Source organism: Desulfuromonas sp. (genome assembly GCF_002868845.1).
In the GTDB taxonomy this organism is placed as follows: Bacteria; Desulfobacterota; Desulfuromonadia; order Desulfuromonadales; family BM501; genus BM501.
Genome location: NZ_PKUB01000045.1, coordinates 1 through 18313, shown reverse-complemented (window position 1 = coordinate 18313; position 18313 = coordinate 1). Strand labels below are relative to the sequence as shown.

The 18313-nt window shown below is 63.9% G+C and carries 17 protein-coding genes and 1 pseudogene; 8 read left to right on the top strand and 10 right to left on the bottom strand.

Annotation, left to right across the window (positions count from 1 at the left end; all coding sequences use genetic code 11):
* Positions 1 to 107 precede the first annotated feature (107 nt).
* From C0617_RS13870 to C0617_RS13850, 5 genes are all read right to left on the bottom strand, one after another.
* Complete coding sequence (locus tag C0617_RS13870) at positions 108 to 1106, bottom strand: HNH endonuclease (RefSeq protein ID WP_291317634.1); 999 nt, start codon at positions 1104 to 1106, stop codon at positions 108 to 110.
* Positions 1107 to 1700: 594 nt separating this feature from the next.
* Positions 1701 to 2126: a universal stress protein gene (locus tag C0617_RS13865; RefSeq protein WP_291317633.1), complete on the bottom strand. Its 426-nt coding sequence runs from the start codon at positions 2124 to 2126 to the stop codon at positions 1701 to 1703.
* Between the two features lie 35 nt (positions 2127 to 2161).
* Positions 2162 to 3451 carry a TRAP transporter large permease gene (locus C0617_RS13860; protein ID WP_291317632.1) on the bottom strand — a complete coding sequence of 430 codons (1290 nt, stop codon included), beginning with the start codon at positions 3449 to 3451 and terminating at the stop codon, positions 2162 to 2164.
* Positions 3452 to 3453: 2 nt separating this feature from the next.
* On the bottom strand, positions 3454 to 3951 hold the full coding sequence (locus C0617_RS13855) for a TRAP transporter small permease (RefSeq protein WP_291317631.1): 498 nt from the start codon (positions 3949 to 3951) through the stop codon (positions 3454 to 3456).
* Between the two features lie 77 nt (positions 3952 to 4028).
* Positions 4029 to 5072 carry a TRAP transporter substrate-binding protein gene (locus C0617_RS13850; protein WP_291317630.1) on the bottom strand — a complete coding sequence of 348 codons (1044 nt, stop codon included), beginning with the start codon at positions 5070 to 5072 and terminating at the stop codon, positions 4029 to 4031.
* A gap of 239 nt (positions 5073 to 5311) precedes the next feature.
* On the opposite strand from C0617_RS13850, the pseudogene C0617_RS13845 reads away from it, so the two are divergent.
* A pseudogene (locus tag C0617_RS13845) lies at positions 5312 to 5884 on the top strand (LysR family transcriptional regulator); the annotation flags it as partial.
* A gap of 44 nt (positions 5885 to 5928) precedes the next feature.
* Complete coding sequence (locus C0617_RS13840; RefSeq protein WP_291317629.1) at positions 5929 to 6237, top strand: LysR substrate-binding domain-containing protein; 309 nt, start codon at positions 5929 to 5931, stop codon at positions 6235 to 6237.
* A gap of 127 nt (positions 6238 to 6364) precedes the next feature.
* Here the strand turns inward: C0617_RS13840 and C0617_RS13835 are convergent, their stop codons facing one another.
* The 3 genes from C0617_RS13835 to C0617_RS17200 form a co-directional block, all read right to left on the bottom strand.
* A complete protein-coding gene (locus C0617_RS13835) occupies positions 6365 to 7666 on the bottom strand; it encodes a TRAP transporter large permease (RefSeq protein WP_291317628.1) in 1302 nt (433 codons plus the stop codon).
* Positions 7663 to 8148 (bottom strand): TRAP transporter small permease, encoded by a 486-nt coding sequence (locus C0617_RS13830; RefSeq protein ID WP_291317627.1) that lies wholly within the window; start codon positions 8146 to 8148, stop codon positions 7663 to 7665. Before C0617_RS13830 ends, C0617_RS13835 begins: the two co-directional genes overlap by 4 nt.
* 210 nt (positions 8149 to 8358) lie before the next feature.
* Positions 8359 to 9190, bottom strand: an 832-nt coding sequence (locus C0617_RS17200) for a TRAP transporter substrate-binding protein (RefSeq protein ID WP_365889346.1), incomplete at its 3' end; no start/stop codon positions are given.
* 281 nt (positions 9191 to 9471) lie between these two features.
* On the opposite strand from C0617_RS17200, the gene C0617_RS13825 reads away from it, so the two are divergent.
* The 6 genes from C0617_RS13825 to C0617_RS13800 all read left to right on the top strand — a co-directional run bounded on the left by C0617_RS13825 (position 9472) and on the right by C0617_RS13800 (position 16155).
* A complete protein-coding gene (locus tag C0617_RS13825; protein WP_291317626.1) occupies positions 9472 to 10803 on the top strand; it encodes a TolC family protein in 1332 nt (443 codons plus the stop codon).
* Positions 10800 to 11906 (top strand): efflux RND transporter periplasmic adaptor subunit, encoded by a 1107-nt coding sequence (locus C0617_RS13820; RefSeq protein WP_291317625.1) that lies wholly within the window; start codon positions 10800 to 10802, stop codon positions 11904 to 11906. Before C0617_RS13825 ends, C0617_RS13820 begins: the two co-directional genes overlap by 4 nt.
* Positions 11907 to 11909: 3 nt before the next feature.
* Positions 11910 to 15131, top strand: coding sequence for an efflux RND transporter permease subunit (locus tag C0617_RS13815; RefSeq protein WP_291317624.1), 3222 nt, complete (start codon positions 11910 to 11912; stop codon positions 15129 to 15131).
* Complete coding sequence (locus C0617_RS13810; protein ID WP_291317623.1) at positions 15128 to 15319, top strand: DUF2892 domain-containing protein; 192 nt, start codon at positions 15128 to 15130, stop codon at positions 15317 to 15319. The genes C0617_RS13815 and C0617_RS13810 overlap by 4 nt, the downstream gene beginning before the upstream one ends.
* Positions 15320 to 15431: 112 nt before the next feature.
* A complete protein-coding gene (locus C0617_RS13805; RefSeq protein ID WP_291317622.1) occupies positions 15432 to 15842 on the top strand; it encodes a C-GCAxxG-C-C family protein in 411 nt (136 codons plus the stop codon).
* A gap of 91 nt (positions 15843 to 15933) precedes the next feature.
* A complete protein-coding gene (locus tag C0617_RS13800; protein ID WP_291317621.1) occupies positions 15934 to 16155 on the top strand; it encodes a hypothetical protein in 222 nt (73 codons plus the stop codon).
* A gap of 70 nt (positions 16156 to 16225) precedes the next feature.
* Here the strand turns inward: C0617_RS13800 and C0617_RS13795 are convergent, their stop codons facing one another.
* Together C0617_RS13795 and C0617_RS13790 are read right to left on the bottom strand one after the other, a co-directional pair.
* A complete protein-coding gene (locus tag C0617_RS13795) occupies positions 16226 to 16480 on the bottom strand; it encodes a TIGR03905 family TSCPD domain-containing protein (RefSeq protein ID WP_291317620.1) in 255 nt (84 codons plus the stop codon).
* 115 nt (positions 16481 to 16595) lie between these two features.
* The gene (locus C0617_RS13790; protein ID WP_291317619.1) at positions 16596 to 18293 is read right to left on the bottom strand and encodes a methyl-accepting chemotaxis protein; all 1698 of its coding nucleotides are present in this window, start codon (positions 18291 to 18293) and stop codon (positions 16596 to 16598) included.
* Between the last annotated feature and the right edge of the window lie 20 nt (positions 18294 to 18313).

Below are 18313 nucleotides of genomic sequence, written 5' to 3'. Positions count from 1 at the left end.
TAACGTTTTGGGTAACCGTCTGCGTCGTGCCGACTCAAACTAGTAGAGACATTTTCGCAAACCGCCCATATTTCAACAGCGAGTTCGCCCTATTGTTAAGCGATTTTTTAGCCTTTAAAGATATTGACTCTGTGATATTCAAGATATTTTTGATGTTGAAAATTAAGACCTGATATTATTTCTTCACCGTTAATCCCTAAAAGTTGCGCTTCTTCTTTGAGCTCTTTAGAAACAATTACTTTTCCTAGTTTGTCAAAGGTGATAAAACCATTATCGAAGGCTTTGTCAAAAACTGGAGACAACACAAGCCCATTGAAGACATCAAGCCTTTCTGTGTTGTTAGCATCTTTCCAGGGTTTTATATGCCCAGCTGTTAAAAAATACTTGCTCTTTGTAATGACACACTTATGTCCCCAGTAGTCAAGGACTAACCGCCTAAATCTCCTTTGCCCTATTCTTATATTTAGTATGTCTTGTTTTTGTGTGTTTTTTATTAACGGGTTATTTATGGTGCTAAGAAGAAAGAAAACGTCAGAATCATCCTCAAGTTCAGATAAATACCCAAGAATGTCACTAAGTTCTTCAATGTGTGGCTTGACGTATGCCTTATCATTCTCTTCAATGAGAGTTTCAAAAACGTTCCTTACGAAATCTCTACGAAATTCAACAGCTTTAAACAAGGCCATTTTCTCACCATAGTGGGATATCGAAAACTGCTCTTGTTTGTTTTTCCCTTTTTCGTCTTGGTAGTTAGCCTGCCAGGTCTCTTCCCTTTTTCTTCCCTCTCGTCTTTCTCTTGAAGTACGACCGACGCCAACAATACCTGAGGTGTTTCTTGGGGATATTTTTAGAACTAATGGAATTGATTTTCTCGGATGAGATGCCTCATTAAGCACCCCAAGTTCACCGGCTGCTTCGAGAAATTCATTTCTATACTTTACGGCCGCCTCATAGGCCCCATCAATTGAACCAATCTTCCTGTCATTAAAAAACTTGGATTCTTTAAGTATTTTTCTTTCGAATGAAAATTGCCACCCTGCGTATTTAGGATTATTGATCCGTTTTATAAATTTCCTGTCCGGATATTTTGAAAGGTCTATTTTCATTTCGCTTAACAGTTAAATAGATTGCAATAAAAATATTGATGCTATGCGGCATGCGGCATAGCACGGCTCAATGTCTCTTTATCGGCGGGGTGTTTGTTGAAAATGGCCATGACCCCCAAGGTGCCGAAATTGCACTGAATTGACCCTGCCAGAGAGCTTCTTTTCAGAGGGATGAGATCAGAAAATTCCCCTTGCCCAACGTTTTTCCGATGCTATACAGCGGGGGCGCTCAGGGGTTAAGGTGCCCCTTGTGGGGAACGGAATCTTGCGTCGCCAATGGCCCCACCTGCCCTCACACCGTCCCCCCGGTCAACACAATCATTAAAACCATATAAAGTCGAACCTACCTCCGCACTTCTCTAATGTCAAGGCGGGACCTCGCTGCGTGCGAGGATTATCAGGGCGGGTAGGGGGTCGTTGGGCACTTGAGCGGGGCGGCCAGACCAGGGGATCGTCTCGCTGGCTGTCTCAATCCATTGCCGCCTCCCCCCTCGGGCCTTCGGATATGTTCATTCCCGCAACCCCTGTAAAACGAGAACGGCCCACCCCTGTTCCGGGGCGGGCCGTTCTCGTCTCTAATTGTTAAAGTTCGGCTCAGATCAGCAGGACCGGGCAGCTTACGTGGTGCAGGACGTGGTTGGAGACCGAGCCGAAGAGGACGTCGCGGATCTCGCCGGTGCGCTTGCGGCCGATGACGAGGAGCTGGTACGGCTCGTCGTTGGCGATGCGGGGGATGACCTCGCGGGGCGAGCCGAATTCGAGCCGCCCTTCGACGTCCATCCCCGCTCCGGCGAGGAGCGCCCGGTGGGTTTCCAGCAGCTGCTCTCCGGCCTTGCGGGCGTGTTCCCGGATCATCGCCACCTGGAAGTCGGGAATCATCTTGTAGGTCAGATTGTCGGTGTTGATCACGTGCAGCAGGGTCAGCCGGCAGGGAAAGCGTTCTCTCTGGGCGATAAGGGCCTGCAGGGTCTTTTCGGTCGTCTCCGAGAGGTCAACGGGGACCAGAATCTTCGGTTGCATCGCGTTCTCCGTCAATCCGGTTTCGGTTGATGTCGTTATCCGCCGTAGACGAGGCGCGGCAGGAACAGCACGAGGTCGGGCCAGAAGGTCAGGACCATGAGAATGGCGATCTGGATGAGGAGAAAGGGGATGACCGCGCGGGAGACGAAGAGGAGGTTGCGGTTGACCGCCGCCCCGGAGATATAGAGGCTGACCCCGAGCGGCGGCGTGCAGTAGCCGATGCCGAGGTTGATGGTCATGAGCAGGCCGAAGTGCATGGTGTCGATGCCGAACTTGGAGAGCAGGGGGAGGAAGATCGGCGTCAGGATCAGGGTGGCGGAGATGATGTCCATGAACATGCCGATGATCAGCAGCAGGATGTTGACCGCCAGCAGGAAGACCCAGGGGGTCTGGATGCTCTCGACGACCGCGGTGGCGATCTTGTCGGGGATCTGCTCGAAGGTCAGGTACTCGCCGAAGACCGAGGCCCCGGCGACGATGATCAGCAGGGTCGCCGAGGTCGCCGCCGAGGAGACGACGACTTTCTTCACGTCCCGCAGCTTCATGTCCTTGTGGATGAAGATCTCGACGAAGAAAGCGTAGAAGCAGGCCACCACCGCCGCCTCGTTGGCGGTGAAGAGCCCCGAGTAGATGCCGCCGAAGATCAGCACCGGCAGAAAGAGAGCCCAGGCGCTCTCCCGAAGGACCGCGAAGAGCTCGCTGGCCTGGGGGCGGGGCTTGGTCTTGAGCCCCTGGCGCTTGCAGACGAAATAGGCGTAGGCGCTAATGGCGAAAATGATCAGGATGCCGGGGATGAACCCGGTGAGAAAGAGCGCCTCCAGCGGGTCGTTGGAGACCATGGCGTAGAGGATCATCGCGATCGACGGGGGGATGATGACCCCGAGGATCGGCGCCGTGGTCATGATGCCGACGGAGAAGCTCTCGTCGTAGCCGTTCTCGATCAGGGCCGGTATCATGAAGCCGCCGATGGCGACGACGGTGGCGACGGTGGAGCCGGAGATGGCGCCGAAGAAGCCGCAGGCGAGGATGCCCGCCATCGCGAGCCCGCCGGGCAGAAAGCCGACCAGGGCGTTGGCCGCCTTGATCAGCTTCTGAACGATGCTCCCGGTCGTCATGATGTTGCCGCACAGGACGAAGAAGAGGACGACGACGAGGGCGAACTTGTCCATCGAGCGGTAGAGGACCTCGATGACGATCATCGGGTCGATGCCGACCATCCACACCAGGCCGACGGTGCCGGTGAAGAAGAGGGCCATGAAGACCGGCACGGTGGCGGCCATCGATCCGATGAGGATGGCGAGGATGAGAAGGTAGTTCGTCTCCACGGCTACTCCCCTCCCTCTCCGCGCCAGTCTTCCACCATGACGATCAGGGTGCGCAGGAACATCATGGCCCCCATGACCGGCAGCACGGCGTAGAAGATCCATTCGGGGATCTGCAGGGAGATGGTGCGGGCGTATTCGTCCTGGTAGACGAGGGCCGTCATCTGCCAGCCCAGCCAGACCATGGTGGCGGAGAAGACGAGCACCGCCAGGTGGCTGATCAGGGTGAGGGGCTTTTTGAGCATCGGGAAGAGCTGCGGGACGGCGTCGATGCGGATCAGGGTGCGGCTTCGCACCGCGGTCAGGCAGCCGATGTAGGTGGAGAAGAAGATCGTCTTGCGCACCACCTCGTCGGACCAGTACAGGTTGATGTCGGCGGTGAACTTGCGCAGGACGACGTTGGCCATGGCCACGCTCAGGGCGATGCAGACAGTGACGAAGAGGGACCATTCCTCGGCGAAGAGAAAGGTGCGGTCGATTGTTTTAAATATTTTTTTGACCACCGGGTCGGCTCCAAAAAAGGACCGGGGAGAAAAATGCTCCCCGGTCGCAATTTCTGGCGATTATACAGGTTCGTGGGCTATTTGCCAAGGGTGGTGCGGACCTTGTCCAGGTAGGCCTGGCCGATCTTCTCGCCCCACTTCTCGTAGATCGGGGTCGCCAGCTCCGCCAGCTTCGCCTTTTCGGCGGCGGGCAGGATGATGAACTCGACGCCGGCCTCCTTGGCCGCGGCGATCTGCTTTGCCTGCTGCTCCTTGGTCCGTTCGCGGGTCTTGGCGCTCTCCTCGGCGATGGTCTCGAGCAGGATCTGCTGCAGGTCTTCGGGCAGCTTGTTGAGCCAGCGCTTGTTCATCAGGTGCACGAAGAGCCCCTGGGCGTAGTCGAGCTCGGTGAAGTACTTGGCCACGGTGAACTTCTTGGTGATGTTGCAGACGATGGCGGTGTGGTCGAGGCCGGTGATGACCCCGGTCTGCAGCGCCTGGGGGACGTCGGGCCAGGGCATGACGGTGAACTTCAGGCCCCAGGCCTTGTAGAAGTCGGTGTTGACCGGGGCCTGGGCGATGCGGAAGTTGACGGTCTTGGCGTCCTCGAGGGAGCGCACCGGGGTCGTGGTGGCCCAGCCGTAGGGGCCGTAGCCGGTGATGTCGACCACCTGGATGTCCTTGGCGGCGTTGGCGAAGGGCTGCCACAGCTCAGGGTCGTTGCGGAAAGTGTCAAGCTTGTCGAAGGTGTCGACGACGTACGGCAGGTTGACGATGCCGAGCCGGTCCGCCACGTTGGCTGCGGCGACCGAGGAACTCATCATTCCCTGGATCGCGCCCATCTTGAGCTTCCTGATGACGTCCTTCTCGCCGCCGAGCTGGGAGAGGGGGCGGAAGTCGACGTAGAGCCGGCCGTTCGATTTTTCCCAGACCGCATCGCGCAGCCGGTAGCCGAAGCCGACCCCCTCGATGACCGGGTGGGAGACGTTGGACAGGAGGTAGGTGTACTCGGCCCCGCTCGGGTCGAAGGCCGGCTTCCAGGCGGCGAGGGGATCGCCCTTGGCCGCGGCCAGGGCGGAACCGCCCGCGATGATCGTCAGGCCGAGAGACAACGCCAGCAGGGAAAGAATGATTTTGCGCATTTGAGGGACCCCTTTCGAAGAAATGCCTTAGAGAAATCGATACTGCCAATGACCGTTCTGTTGCGTAGATCAGCGTTATTTTTGTGCCGCGGCGGGCTAAATTCCCCGGAGTGCCTGGAAAACCTTGCCTGTCGCCGACGTTTTCTTTATTCTGTCAAGATAATTTAGGTCATCGGTGGCCAAAAATCTAATCAATAATTCCGCAGAAAGCGTTCGATAAAATCGAACGAAAGGGAACCTTGGAACTCTACCAACTCAAATCGTTTCTGGCCATCGCCCGCGAGTCCAACCTGACCCGGGCCGCCCAGGCCCTGAACCTGAGCCAGTCGGCCCTTTCCAGCCAGCTCAAGCTGCTGGAGGAGGAGCTCGGGGTCGTTCTCTTTCAGCGCACCTCCCGGGGGATGGTGCTGACCGAGGGGGGGCGCACCCTGCAGGCCCATGCCCAGGAGGTCCTCCAGGCCGCCAAGCGGATGCGCCAGAAAGCGATCACTCTGCATCGCGGACGGGGCGAGTCCCTGGTCATCGGTCTTCATGCCGACCCCGGGTTTCTGAGGGTCAGCGACCTGCAGCGGCGTCTCGCCCTCCTTCACGCTCACCTCGAGGTCGCCTTCTCTCCCTGCTCGACGGCCGGTGCCGTTCCGGCGCTGCGCCAGGGGAGCGTCGATCTCGGTTTTTGTTTCGGCGAGAGCTTCGAGGCCGACGTGGAGCACCTGAGCCTGGCCCGGGTCCGTTCCTGCGTGGTGATCCCACCGGCGCTCATCCCGGTCGGGAAGTCCCTCGGCTGGCAGGAGATCGCGAGCCTTCCCTGGGTCTGGGGGGGGACGAGTCGCCTTTTTACGCGGCCCTGCTCGATCACATGGAGCAGCACCGGGTCTCCCCCCGCCCGGCGGTCAGCGCCGCCGACGAGAACACGGTCCGGGAGCTGGCCCTGGCCGGCGAGGGGCTCGCGGTGCTGCGGGAAGACGTGGCCCGGCCCCTCGCGGAGGCGGGGCGCCTGGTCGTCTGGGAGCGCTGCTGGCTTCTCGTCCCCCTGAGCCTGGTCTGGCTCGCCCGAAAGGGGAAACAGGGGCGGGTGCGCGACGCCGTCGAGGCGGTTCGACACGTCTGGCGGCAGGCGGCCCGATCCGAATCCGACGGCAGCCTGGCCGACAAGTGCTGGGTTTAGGGGGCGCGAAGGGGCTTCTGTGAAGCCCCGCCCCGGTCCGCCCTTCTCTCCAGACGATTCTTAAAACCTGAAAAGCTCCAGAGGGCCGGTGCCTCCTGGAGCTTTTTGCATCGATTCGTCCCGGGGGTTAACCCATCAGGTTGGGCAGGAAGAGAGCGATCTGCGGAAAGACCATGAGCAGGATGATGCAGAGCAGGAGGGCGAGGAGCATCGGGACGACCCCCTTGAAGATCGTCTCGAGCGAGACGTCCTTGGCGATGCCGTGGACGACGTAGACGTTGACCCCGACCGGCGGGGTGATGACCCCCATCTCGGTGACGAGGACGATGACCACGCCGAACCAGATCGGGTCGAAGCCAAGCGCCTGGGCGACGGGGAAGAAGATCGGAACGGTGAGCATGATCATCGCCAGGGCGTCCATGAAGCAGCCGCCGATGAGGTAGACGAGGATGATGAGACCCATGATCGCGTAGGAGGGCAGGGGGAGGCCGCCGACATAGGAGGCGAGGTCGAAGGGGATGCGGGTGATCGCCATGAATTTGCCGAAGAGGTGGGCGCCGGTGACGATGACCATGACCATGCAGCTGATGCGGGTGGTGTCGGAGAGGGCCTGGACAAAGTCCTTCCACGACAGCTGGCGGCGGAAGAGGGCGAGGGCGAGGGTGAGGAAGGCGCCGATTGCGGCCGCCTCGGTCGGGGTGAAGATGCCGAAGAAGAGTCCCCCCATGACGAGGGCGAAGAGGAAGAGGGTCTCGACGATCCCGGCGAAGGATTTGACCTTTCGGCGCAGCGAGGTGCGCGGGCCGGGCGGGGCGAGGTCGGGGCGGAGCCGGACCTGGAGGAGGATGGTGGCGAAGAAGAGGGTGCACAGCAGAAGGCCGGGGAGGACCCCGGCGGCGAACAGCTTGCCGATCGACTGCTCGGTGAGGATGCCGTAGACGATGAAGATGACGCTCGGCGGGATGAGAATGCCGAGGCTCCCGGCGGCGGCGACGGTTCCGGTCGCCAGCCCCATGTCGTAGCGGCGGCGGCGCATCTCGGGGACCGTCACCGTCGCCATCGTCGCGGCGGTGGCGTTGGTCGAACCGGAGATGGCGGCGAAGGCGGCGCAGGCGCCGACCGTCGCCAGGGCGAGACCGCCGCGGCGATGCCCCATGAGGACGTAGGCGGCGTGGTAGAGGCGGCGGCTGATCCCCGACTGGAAGGCGATCTGCCCCATGAAGACGAAGAGGGGGATGACCGTCAGGCCGTATGAGGAGAAGACGTCCCAGACGTCGCGGGCGAGGAGGCTCAAGCCGGCCTGGAAGTTGACGACGTAGCTGAAGCCGCCCAGGCCGAGGATCCCCATGACGAAGCCGACGGGCATGCGCGAGAAGAGTCCGACGAGGAGGAGGACGACGCCGATGATGCCGATGGTAGTCAGGCTCATGAGTGGAAGATCCGCTGGGCGTGGGAGAGGGTTTCCGTCGCGAGGATAAAGGCGACGGCGGCGGCGGAAAGGCCGATGCCGTAGATAAAGGGGTAGAAGGGGAGCTGCAGGGTCAAGGAGACCTCGCCGGAGGCGCGCAGGCTCGTCCCGTAGAGGACCATCTGCCAGGCGAGGAGGGCGAAGAAGCCGGTCCCGGCGATGCCGGTGACGGTGGCGGTCAGGTGCTGCAGCCGGGCGGGGAGACGGTCGACGATGACGCTGACGGCGATGTGCCCCTTCTCGACGGAGGTGTGGGCCATGGCGAAGGCGACGGCGATGGCGCCGAAGAAGCTGACCAGCTCATAGGTGCCGGGGATCGGGTGGCGGAAGAAGCGCAGGACCACGTCGGCTGTGGTCAGCAGCATCATGGCGACGATCGCCCCCCCGGCGATGGCGAAGAGGGAGGATGCGAGGCGGCGGCCGATTTTGTCAAGAAGGGTCATGGCGCACAAAAGGGACGCCGCGGGAGGCGATGACGCTCCCGCGGCGCGAAAGGGGCTACGGAAAAGGGGCGGCGACTACTTGGAGTAGCGGGCGATGAGCTCCCGGATCTTCTCCACGTAGGTCGCGCCGTCGGGGGTCTGGTCGATGAAGTTCTGGATCACCGGTTCGACCGCTTTGCGCCAGCGGGCGCTCTCGGCCGCGGAGAGGGNCTTCGGCATCGGCGGCGTCCCAGGCCCGGCCGTGGACGGCAGACCACTCGGCGCTCACCTGGTCGATGATCGCCTTGGTCTCCTCCGGCAGGGCGTCCCACTTGGCGCGGTTCATCACGACGAACATGGCGGTGGTGTAGCCGACGCTCACGCAGTCGGTGGTGTATTTGACGACTTCGGCCTGCTTCCACCCCTTGAGGGCTTCGATCGGGCCGAAGGTCCCTTCGACGACCCCCTTCTGCAGGGCTTCGTAGGTCCCGCCCTGGGGCATGGCGACGGGGACGCCGCCGAGGGCCTCGACGACCTGGGCGCTGAGGCCGGTGGCGCGAATCTTCATCCCCTTGAGGTCTTCGAGGGTCCGGACCGGCTTTTTGGTATGGAGCAGGCCGGGGCCGTGGGCGTGGACGTAGAGGACCTTGACGTCCTTCAGTTCGGCCGGCGCGACCTCTTTGACGAAGGCGTTGGCGACCTCGGAAGCGACCTGGCCGCTGGGGTAGCCCATCGGCAGATCGAGGGCGGCAGTGACGGGGAAGCGGCCGCGGGTGTAGGCGAAGCAGGAGTTGCCCAGGTCGGTGATGCCGGTCACCACGCCGTCGTAGACCTGGGGCGCCTTGGTCAGGGTCCCGCCGGGAAAGGGGGTGACGCGCACCGTGTCGCCGGTCCGTTTCTCGATCTCTTTGGCGAAGTCGAGGGCCGCCTGGGCCTGAGCGTGGGTCGGGGGAAAGAAAATGCTGAAAGTCAGGTTGGTGGCCGCGCCCGAGGGAGAGGGCGAACCGACTAGCAGGGCCAGCAGCAGGCCGGCCAGGCAGAGGGAGCGAAGCGATCTTTTCATGTCACGGCCTCCTTGGGGGGCGGCGGGGAGGAAGGTCCCGCGCAGGGGTCGGTATCCGGCCCGTCGCAGGAGGGGCGGAAGGGTTCGGGCATTGGCTTCAAGTCGGTGCCCAGACTAGCCCAGGGCGGCCCCGAGGGTCAAGGAAAATAGGGCTTTGGAAGGCGTGGCGGGGTTGCGCGGGGATGGCGATGGTGTATATTAATTAATGGAACAGAAGCGGTTGCGATTGAATGCTGTTTAGTATAATATATGAATTATTGAATTTAAGAGGAGGCGACCGCATGCCCTTCCTGATCAGCGCGCTTTTTTTGTGTCTGTCCGCACCATTCGCCCTTGCCGAAACCGTCGACCTGCAGCAGGCGCTCCGCGAGGCGGTCGCCAACCGACCCTTCGTGCAGGCCGCTCAGGGTCGGGCTGTGGCCGCAAAGGCCGCGGTGGGCGAGGCCCGCAGCCGCTACCTGCCCAACGTGAGCCTCTCGGAGCACCTCTTCTGGACCGACGACCCGGCCTGGAGCATGTATATCTCCCTGGTCCAGGAAGACCTGAAGCTGAGCCAGGATGCCGGGCGGTACAATTTCGCCCCCTCCCGCAGGGATTTCGAAACCCGCCTCTCCCTCGAACAGCCCCTTTACGACCCGGACATCTCCCTGAATCTGAAGCGTGCCCGGAAGGGGGCCGAGGCGGCCGGTTACGGGGCGCTCTGGAGCCGCGAGGAGGCCGCATTTGCCGCTTTCCGCGCCTACCTCGAGGTCCAGAGGGCGTCGGCGGCCCTGGCCTGGGCCGAAAGCTCGCGGCGCGAGGCGGCCGAGACCCTGCGCATCGCCCGGGAGCGCCAGGAGGCCGGGGTGGGTCTCAAGGCCGACGCCCTGAGGGCCGGGGTTCGGGTGTCCGAGAGCGACCGATACGCGCTGACCGCGGCCAACGACCTGCACCTGGCCCGAAGGTCTCTCGCTCTGGCCATGGGACGTTCGGAAGGCGTGGTCGACATCGCCGCCCCCTTGAGTTTCGAGCTGTTCGCATCGGCCGCCCGGGAGGAGGCCGTGGCGCGCAGCGATCTCGCCGCCCTGGCCACCGAGGCCGGGGAGGCCCGCCTCGCTCATCGCCAGAGCCGTGCCGCCTACCTTCCCCGTGCCGGCCTGAGCGCATCCTACTCCCTTCACGATTCCGCCGTTCCCTTCGGCACCGACGTCGGCAGCTGGACGGTCCGGGCCCAGCTGCACTGGGACATCTTCGACGGGCAGCGCCGCTCCCATGCGCTGGCCCGCGCCGCGGCCCTGAGGGGGGCCGCCGAATCCCGCCACCTGGAGGCGCGACGCCAGGCCCTCTACCAGGCCGAGGAAGCCCGGATGCGGGCCGAGGAGGCCCGGGCCAGCCTGGCCCTGGCCCGGTTGGCCGTTTCCGAGGCCGATGAGGGCCACCGCCTCCTCCTTCAGCGCTACGAGGCGGGCCTCTCCGGCCTCGCCGATCTGCTGGGAGTCCAGACCGCCCTCGACCGGGCCCGCCTCGACGCGGTGGAGGCCGAGGCCCGCTATATTCTCGCCCTGGGGAACGCGGGTTTCCAGGGTGGCGTCTTTGTTCATACCCTGTTGGCCAACCAGGAGGATCAACCGTGAACCGTTCCCTTGTCATTTGTCTGTTTCTGCTCCCGGCGGTGCTCTTCGCCTGCGGCGGCGAGATCGAGCCCGGTCGCACGACCGCCGAGCGGGCCGTTGTCACGGGACTGACCCTTGCTGCGGTGGCCGAGGGCTCCCTGGACGGCGCCTCCTCCTATGTCGCCACCATCGAGAGCCGGGACCGGGGCGTCCTGGCCGCCCGCATCGACGGCCGGGTCGGGCGCATCGCGGTTCGGGAGGGAGACGTGGTGCGGGAGGGCGACCTTCTGCTGAGCCTCGAGGACACCGCGGCCGCCGACCGGCTGCGCGGGGCCGAGGCGGCGGTCGCCGAGGCCCGCAGCGGCCTCGCTGCGACCCAGGCCGGGCAGCGCCTGGCGGAGCAGACAGAGGAGCGTTTTCTGCGCCTGCGGAAACAGGAGGCGGTGACGCCACAGGAAATGGACCGGGTCGCGGCCGAGGCGGAGATGGCCCGCCAGGCGACCGCCGTGGCGAATGCGGCGCTGCAGCGGTTGATCGCCCTTCGGGATGGCGCCCGGGTCGCCCGGAGCCACACCCGGGTGAGGGCTCCCTACGACGCCCTCGTGGCCCGCTGCAAAGTAGAGGAGGGGTCGACGGTGATGCCCGGAACGCCCCTGTTCCATCTCGACCGGCAGGGGGCGATGGTGGCCCGGGCCGAACTGCCCGAATCCCTGTTCGGCAAGATCCCCGGAGGGGCGACCCTGCGGGTGGAGGTTCCCGCCCTCGGCAGGGTGTTGACCGGGACGGTGGACGAGGTCCTTCCCGTGGCAGACCCTGCCAGCCGCTCCTTTCAGGTCAAGGTCGCCCTGCCGGTTGAGCCGGGCCTGGCCGCAGGTTTCTACGCCAGGGTGCTCCTCCCCGGTGAAGGGAAGGCGATGCTCCTCGTTGCCGATAGCGCGGTCGTCTACCGCGGCCAGCTGCAGGGTGTTTACGTCGTCGAGGAGGGGATGCTGCGCTACCGGATGGTGAAGACCGGGCGCCGTGGCGATGGCCTGGTCGAGATTCTCTCGGGACTCTCCGCCGGGGAGACGGTGGTCGTCTCCGGGACGGAGCGGGCCCGCAGCGGTGCCCGGGTGGAGGGGTAGGCGATGGCGGCCAGGAAACACTCCCTGCCGACGCGGATTGTCGACAAGTTCCTCGGCGGCAACCTTTCGACCATCCTGATCGTCCTTTCGGTGATCGCCGGGGCGGCCGCACTGCTGCTGACCCCCCGGGAGGAGGAGCCGCAGATCGTGGTCCCCCTCGCCGACGTCTACGTGCACATGCCCGGGGCGAGCGCCGAGGAGGTGGAGAAGCAGGTGGCCACCCGGTTGGAGAAGCTCCTCTGGCAGGTGGACGGGGTGGAGTACGTCTATTCCATGTCCCGCCCCGACCTGGCGGTGGTGACGGTGCGCTTCTATGTCGGAGAAGACCGCATCGACTCCCTGGTCAAGGTGCACAACAAGATCATCACCCACACCGATATCGTCCCTCCGGGGGTCACCGGATGGGTCGTCAAGCCGATCGAAGTCGACGACGTGCCGATCGTCAACCTGTCCCTTTATTCCGACGGGGCCTCCGACTTCGACCTGCGGCGGGTGGCCGAGGAGGTGGTCGACCGGCTGCAGTCGGTGAAGAACACCTCGGTCACCACGGTCATCGGGGGGCGTCCCCGGCAGGTGCGGGTCGATGCCGACCCGGCGGCGCTCGCCGCGCGCGGCCTGGGGCTTCTCGACCTGGAGCGGGCCCTTCAGGGGGCGAACCTGGAAATTCCGGGGGGCGCCTTCCAGCAGGGAAACCGGGAGACCCTCGTCTACGGGGGGAGCTTCTTCCGCTCCGCCTCGGAGGTGGCCTCCCTGGTCGTGGGGGTGCGGGAGGGGGTTCCGGTCTACCTGAAAGACGTGGCCCGGGTCGCCGACGGCATGGCCGAGACGGAGACCTACACCCGCATGCGCTTCGGCCCCGCAAGCGGTGTAGAAGGGGCCGATGCCGGTCGGGAGTACCAGGCGGTGCACGTCGCCGTGGCCAAGAAGAAGGGGACCAACGCCGTCGTCGTGGCCCGGGACGTCATCGAGCGGGTGCGGCAGATGGAGGGGTCGATCATCCCCGACAACATCCGGGTGGAGGTCACCCGCAACTACGGCGAGACCGCCGACCACAAGGTGAGCGAACTCCTCAAACACCTTGTGATCGCCGTCGTCACCGTTCTGCTTCTCATCCTTTTCGCCCTGGGATGGCGCGAGGCGCTCATCGTCGCGGTCTCCATCCCCATCATCTACTCTCTCACCCTGATGGTGAACTACTGGTTCGGCTATACCATCAACCGCGTCACCCTCTTCGCCCTGGTCCTCGCCCTGGGCCTTCTCGTCGACGACCCGATCGTCGACGTGGAGAACATCTACCGGCACTTCAAGATGAAGAAGGAGCCCCCCCGCGACGCGGTCCTCTCGGCCGTGGACGAGGTGCGCCCCCCGGTGATCCTGGCGACCCTGGCGGTCATCGTCTCTTTTCTGCCGATGCTCTTTATCACCGGGATGATGGGGCCCTACATGCGGCCGATGGCGATCAACGTTCCCCTGACCATGGTCATGTCGCTCCTGGTCGCCTTCACCGTTACTCCGTGGATGAGCTACCACGTACTCAAGGGGCAGTACGGCCGGCAGGAGAAGGAGTACGTACTGGAGGAAACACGGGTTTACCGGACCTACCGGAGAATCCTTCAGCCCTTTCTCGACTCCCGGCGCAAGGGGTGGCTCCTGATCGGCGCGGTGCTCCTGCTCCTTCTCGGTTCGTTGGCCATGCCCGCGCTGAACCTCGTGCCGATGAAGATGCTCCCCTTCGACAACAAGAACGAATTCCAGCTCGTTGTCGACATGCCCGAGGGGACGACCCTGGAGGAGACCGACGCCGCGGTGCGGGCCCTGGAGGATTACCTGGCTACGGTGAACGAGGTGACCGACTTCCAGGCCTACGTCGGCACGGCGAGCGCCATGGACTTCAACGGCATGGTGCGCCATTACTACATGCGCCGCGGGGCGAACATGGCCGACATCCGGGTCAACCTGGCGCACAAGGAGGAGCGGGCCCAGCAGAGCCACGCCATCACCCTGCGCCTGCGGGGGGACCTTGCCCGCATCGCCGAAAGATACGGGGCCAATCTCAAGGTCGTCGAGGCCCCTCCGGGCCCGCCGGTCATTTCCACCCTGGCAGCCGAGGTCTACGCCGATCCCGGCGTCGCCTACAGCGAGCAGATCGCGGCGGGCAAGCTTGTGCGGGAGCGGATGGCGGCCGAGGATCGGGTCGTCGACGTTGACGACGTGGTGGAGGCGCCCCAGCGTCGGGTGCACTTCATCCCCGACCGGGAGAAGGCGGCCCTCTCCGGAATCTCCGACGCCGAGATTGCCCGGACCCTGGCGGTCGCCCTCGGGGGCGAGAGGGCGGGGACGGTTCACGTCGGATCGGACCGCCATCCCCTCCATATCCTGTTGCGCCTGCCGAGAGAGAGCCGCTCCTCCCTGTCCGACCTGGAATCCCTGCACCTGCGGGGGGCCGGCGGCAGCCTGGTCCGCCTCTCGGAGCTGGGGCGATTCGAGGAGGATCAGCTGGAGCCGACCATCTTCCACAAGAACCTGGAGAGGGTGACCTACGTCTTCGGGGAGATGGCCGGCAAAAGCCCGGTCAACGCCATCCTCAACCTCTCCAATCACTTCGACGAGAACCCCCTGCCGGAGGGGACGCGGGTGGTCTGGAGCGGCGAGGGGGAGTGGCAGATCACCCTCGACGTCTTCCGCGACCTGGGCATCGCCTTCGGGGCCGCGATGGTCGGCATTTTCATCCTGCTGCTGATCGAGACCGGCTCCACGGTCATGCCCCTGATCATCATGGCCGCCATCCCCCTGACCATGATCGGCATCATGCCCGGCTTCTGGCTGCTCAACCTGGTCATGAACCGCCAGGTGGGCGGTTTCGACACCCCGGTCTTCTTCACCGCCACGGCGATGATCGGGATGATCGCCCTGGCCGGGATCGTGGTGCGCAACTCGATCATCCTCATCGATTTCATCCACCACGCCCTGCGTCGCGGCGTGCCGCTGAAGGAGGCGATCATCGAGAGCGGCGCGGTGCGCCTGCGGCCGATCCTGCTCACCGCCGGGGCGGCCCTGCTCGGCAACTGGATTATCACCCTCGATCCGATCTTCTCCGGGCTGGCCTGGTCGATCATCTTCGGGGTCTTCGCCTCGACCGCCTTTACCCTGGTGGTGATCCCCGTGGTATACTGGCTTATCTACGGCCGCAAGGCCGAACAACACGCAAGGAGGTTCACGTCATGACCGTCGACCGCTACCTGCGCCTGATCGCCGGCTTTGTCGTCATGCTCAGCGTTGCTTTGGCCCACTTCCACTCCCCCTACTGGCTCTTCTTCACAGGCTTTGTCGGGTTCAACCTGTTCCAGAGCGCCTTCACCGACTGGTGCCCCATGATGACCATCCTGCGCAAGCTGGGGGTCCGGGAGGGCTGAGTCGCTTCTTTCCCCCATTCGCCGACGCCAGAGGCCGCCCCATCGTGGGCGGTTTTCTTTTGCCCGGGGTTTGGGTTATCATGAGAAGAAAGGTCAAAGCGAAGGAGAACGGATGCCGGGCAGGTGGTTCAGGCGCAGAAGAGAAGTGCCGCGGGACGCGGGGGCGGGCGAGAGGGCGGGGGGGCTCTTCGACGGAGGGAACAACTGCGCCCAGGCGGTGCTGCAGGCCACCACCGGCACCGAGGACAAGAGCCTGATCGATGCGGCGAAGGCCTTCAGCGGCGGCATCGGCGACAGCGGCTGCCTCTGCGGCGCCCTCGCCGGAGGGGTGATGGCTCTCGGCCTGGCGGGGCAGCCCAAGAAGGCGGGCCGGCTGATGGAGCTGTTTCGGGAGGGACACCCGGCGACCTGCTGCAAGGTCCTCTCCCGGCCCTTCAAGTGGAACAGCCGCGACCACCTGGCCAACTGCCGGCGCATCACCGCAGAGACAGCGGAGATCGTCGACCGTCTGCTCCGGGAGTGAGGCGATAATCGCCCGATATCGACAAGTCGGCTTGACAAACGGGGAGGAGGCTATTTATTTAACGTAGAACCGAAAAAGAAAGGGGGGGCACATGCTGGAGTGCGAGCTTCTTTCCCAGTGCGGCTTCTTCCGCAAGCACGAAGCGACCCTCGACCTTCCCTGCCGGGGTTTCGTTCAGGCCTACTGCCGGGGGCCGAGACGGGAAGCTTGCCAGAGGAGGGCCTACCTCCTGTTGCACGGTTTCTCACCGCCCGACGACCTGCTTCCCAACGGCCAGGTGGTACCGATGAGCTACCAGGCCGCCACCGAGTGAAACGCAAAAAGACGCTGCCGGATGATTCGGGCAGCGTCTTTTCTATTCTTCGGGGGTCGTCTTCGGCGGGTCAGGAGGCTTTCTTGAGAAGCATCTCCTCGAGGGCCCGGGCGAGTTGGTCGGGGCAGCTCGTCGCCCCCCGGCACACCGTTCCCTTCAGGCGCTCAATCACTTCCGTGACCGGCATCCCCTTGGCCAGTGCGGCCACGCCCCGGCTGTTGCCGGTGCAGCCGCCGATGAAACGGATCTCCTCGATCCGGTCTCCATCCAGTTCGATATCGATGAAACGGGCGCAGGTCCCGGCTGTCGTGTATGTCGTCTTCATGGCACCGCCTTGGTTTTCCGCCCGAAGGGGCGGCAGTCGCTGACTGCTCTTTATACCATGGGAGGCGGCGTTGTGGCAAAAGGAAATTTATATTTCCATATATTCAGCAATCGTCTCAGGTCTTCGGGGTCTCCTCGCGGTGGAACTTTCCGGCCTGCTGGCGCAGTGTTCCGGTCAGGGACTCCAGTGCGGCGACTTCCCGGGTGAGGAGGGTGGCCTTTTGGGTGTTGGTGGTCAGCCGGTTCTGGGAGGTGGCGAAATGGGCGAAGACCCTCTGGGAGGTGGCCATCTGGAAACGGGTGACCTCGTTGATGGCCTGGATCTGGCTCTCCCGCTCGGTCAGGCCCCTGTCGAACTCGCGGTTGGCCCGGACCTGCTCCTCCATGCCCCGGGCGATCTGGTCGGTGGCCCCCTTCATTTCGGTGACCCCCTCCTGAATGCGGGTGATGGCGCTCTGCTGTTCGACCATGGCCCGGGCGATGGCCTTGACCGAGCGCAGGCTGCGCCCCGCGTCGTTGAGGAGGGTTCGGGCCCGCTCCCCTTCGAGGCCGGTCAGCTCGGCGATTTCGCTTGAGGCGGCGGCGGCCCTGCTGGAGCTCTCCACGATCTTGCCCAGGGCCTCCCCGGTGGAGAGGGAGAGCTGCTTGCCCCGCTGGATGCGCTGCCCGGTCCCCTCCACGGCATCGGTGACCTCCCGGGTGTCCTCCCGGATGGCCTGCACGATCCGATGGATGTCCTGGGCGCTTGTGGTGGTGCGGTCGGCCAGGTCGCGGATCTCCTCGGCGACCACCGAAAAGCCCTTTCCCTCCGCGCCGGCCTTGGCGGCGATGATGGCGGCGTTGAAGGCCAGCAGCTCGGTGTCCGAGACGAGCTCCTTGATGACCTCGATGATCTTGACCACTTCCCCGGTCTGCTGGGAGAGGCGCTGCATGGCCTCGGTCGCCTTCCGGCTCTCCCGCTCGATGCGGTCCATTTCCTCCATGGAGGTGCGGACCACCTGCAGGCCGGTTTCGGCGTCCTGCTTCACCCCTCCCGCGGCTTCGGCGCTGGCCGAAGCCCCGGTGCGGATCTTGCCCAGTGAATCGCCGATGGCGTCCAGGTCGTGGGTCGTCCCCTCCACCGAGCGGGCGATCTCGTCGGTTTGGGCCGCGACCTCCAGGATGCTGGAGGCCATTTCATCGACGCTGGTGGTGGTCTCCAGGAACTTGGCCGTGGAGTGGTCCATCGCCCCGGCCATTTCCTCGAGGGAGGCCGAGAGCTGCCGGGAGAGGGCCGCCTCGTCCTGGGTGCGGTTGGAGAGGAGCTCGATCTGGTTGGTGATCTCCTGCTGTTTCTCCTCCATGGCCTTCACGTCCTGGTTGCTTCGGTGGGCGGCGTCGAGGCCTTCCTGGGCGCGCTCGGAGAGGTAGCTGCTGTTGGACGCGAGGACTTCGAAGTGGGGGTCCTGCCGGTCGAGGGTGGACAGGATGGCCTGGACCAGGTTCTGCACCTGGTTCACCGAGGATCTGAGCGCTCCGTGAAGCCCCTCGAAGGATTCATCCTTGAGGGCCCCTTCTCCGGTGAGGGGGCTGAGGACCTCGAGCTGCAGCCGCAGGTGCCTCTTCAGGGTCGTCCGGATGAAGAGGTAGAGGAAAACGCCCAGGACCAGGCCCATGGCCAGGCAGCTGATCACGAAGGGGAGGCTGCGGGCGGCCGGCCCCACGATGGGTGTGGCGACGAGGGGAAAGAGCATCACGGCCACCAGGCCGCTGCAGTGGGTCAGGATGAAGACCTTTTTTAGAAAGGACGCTTTGGCTGTCCGGGATTTCCCCATGACTCCTCCATATCCTTGAA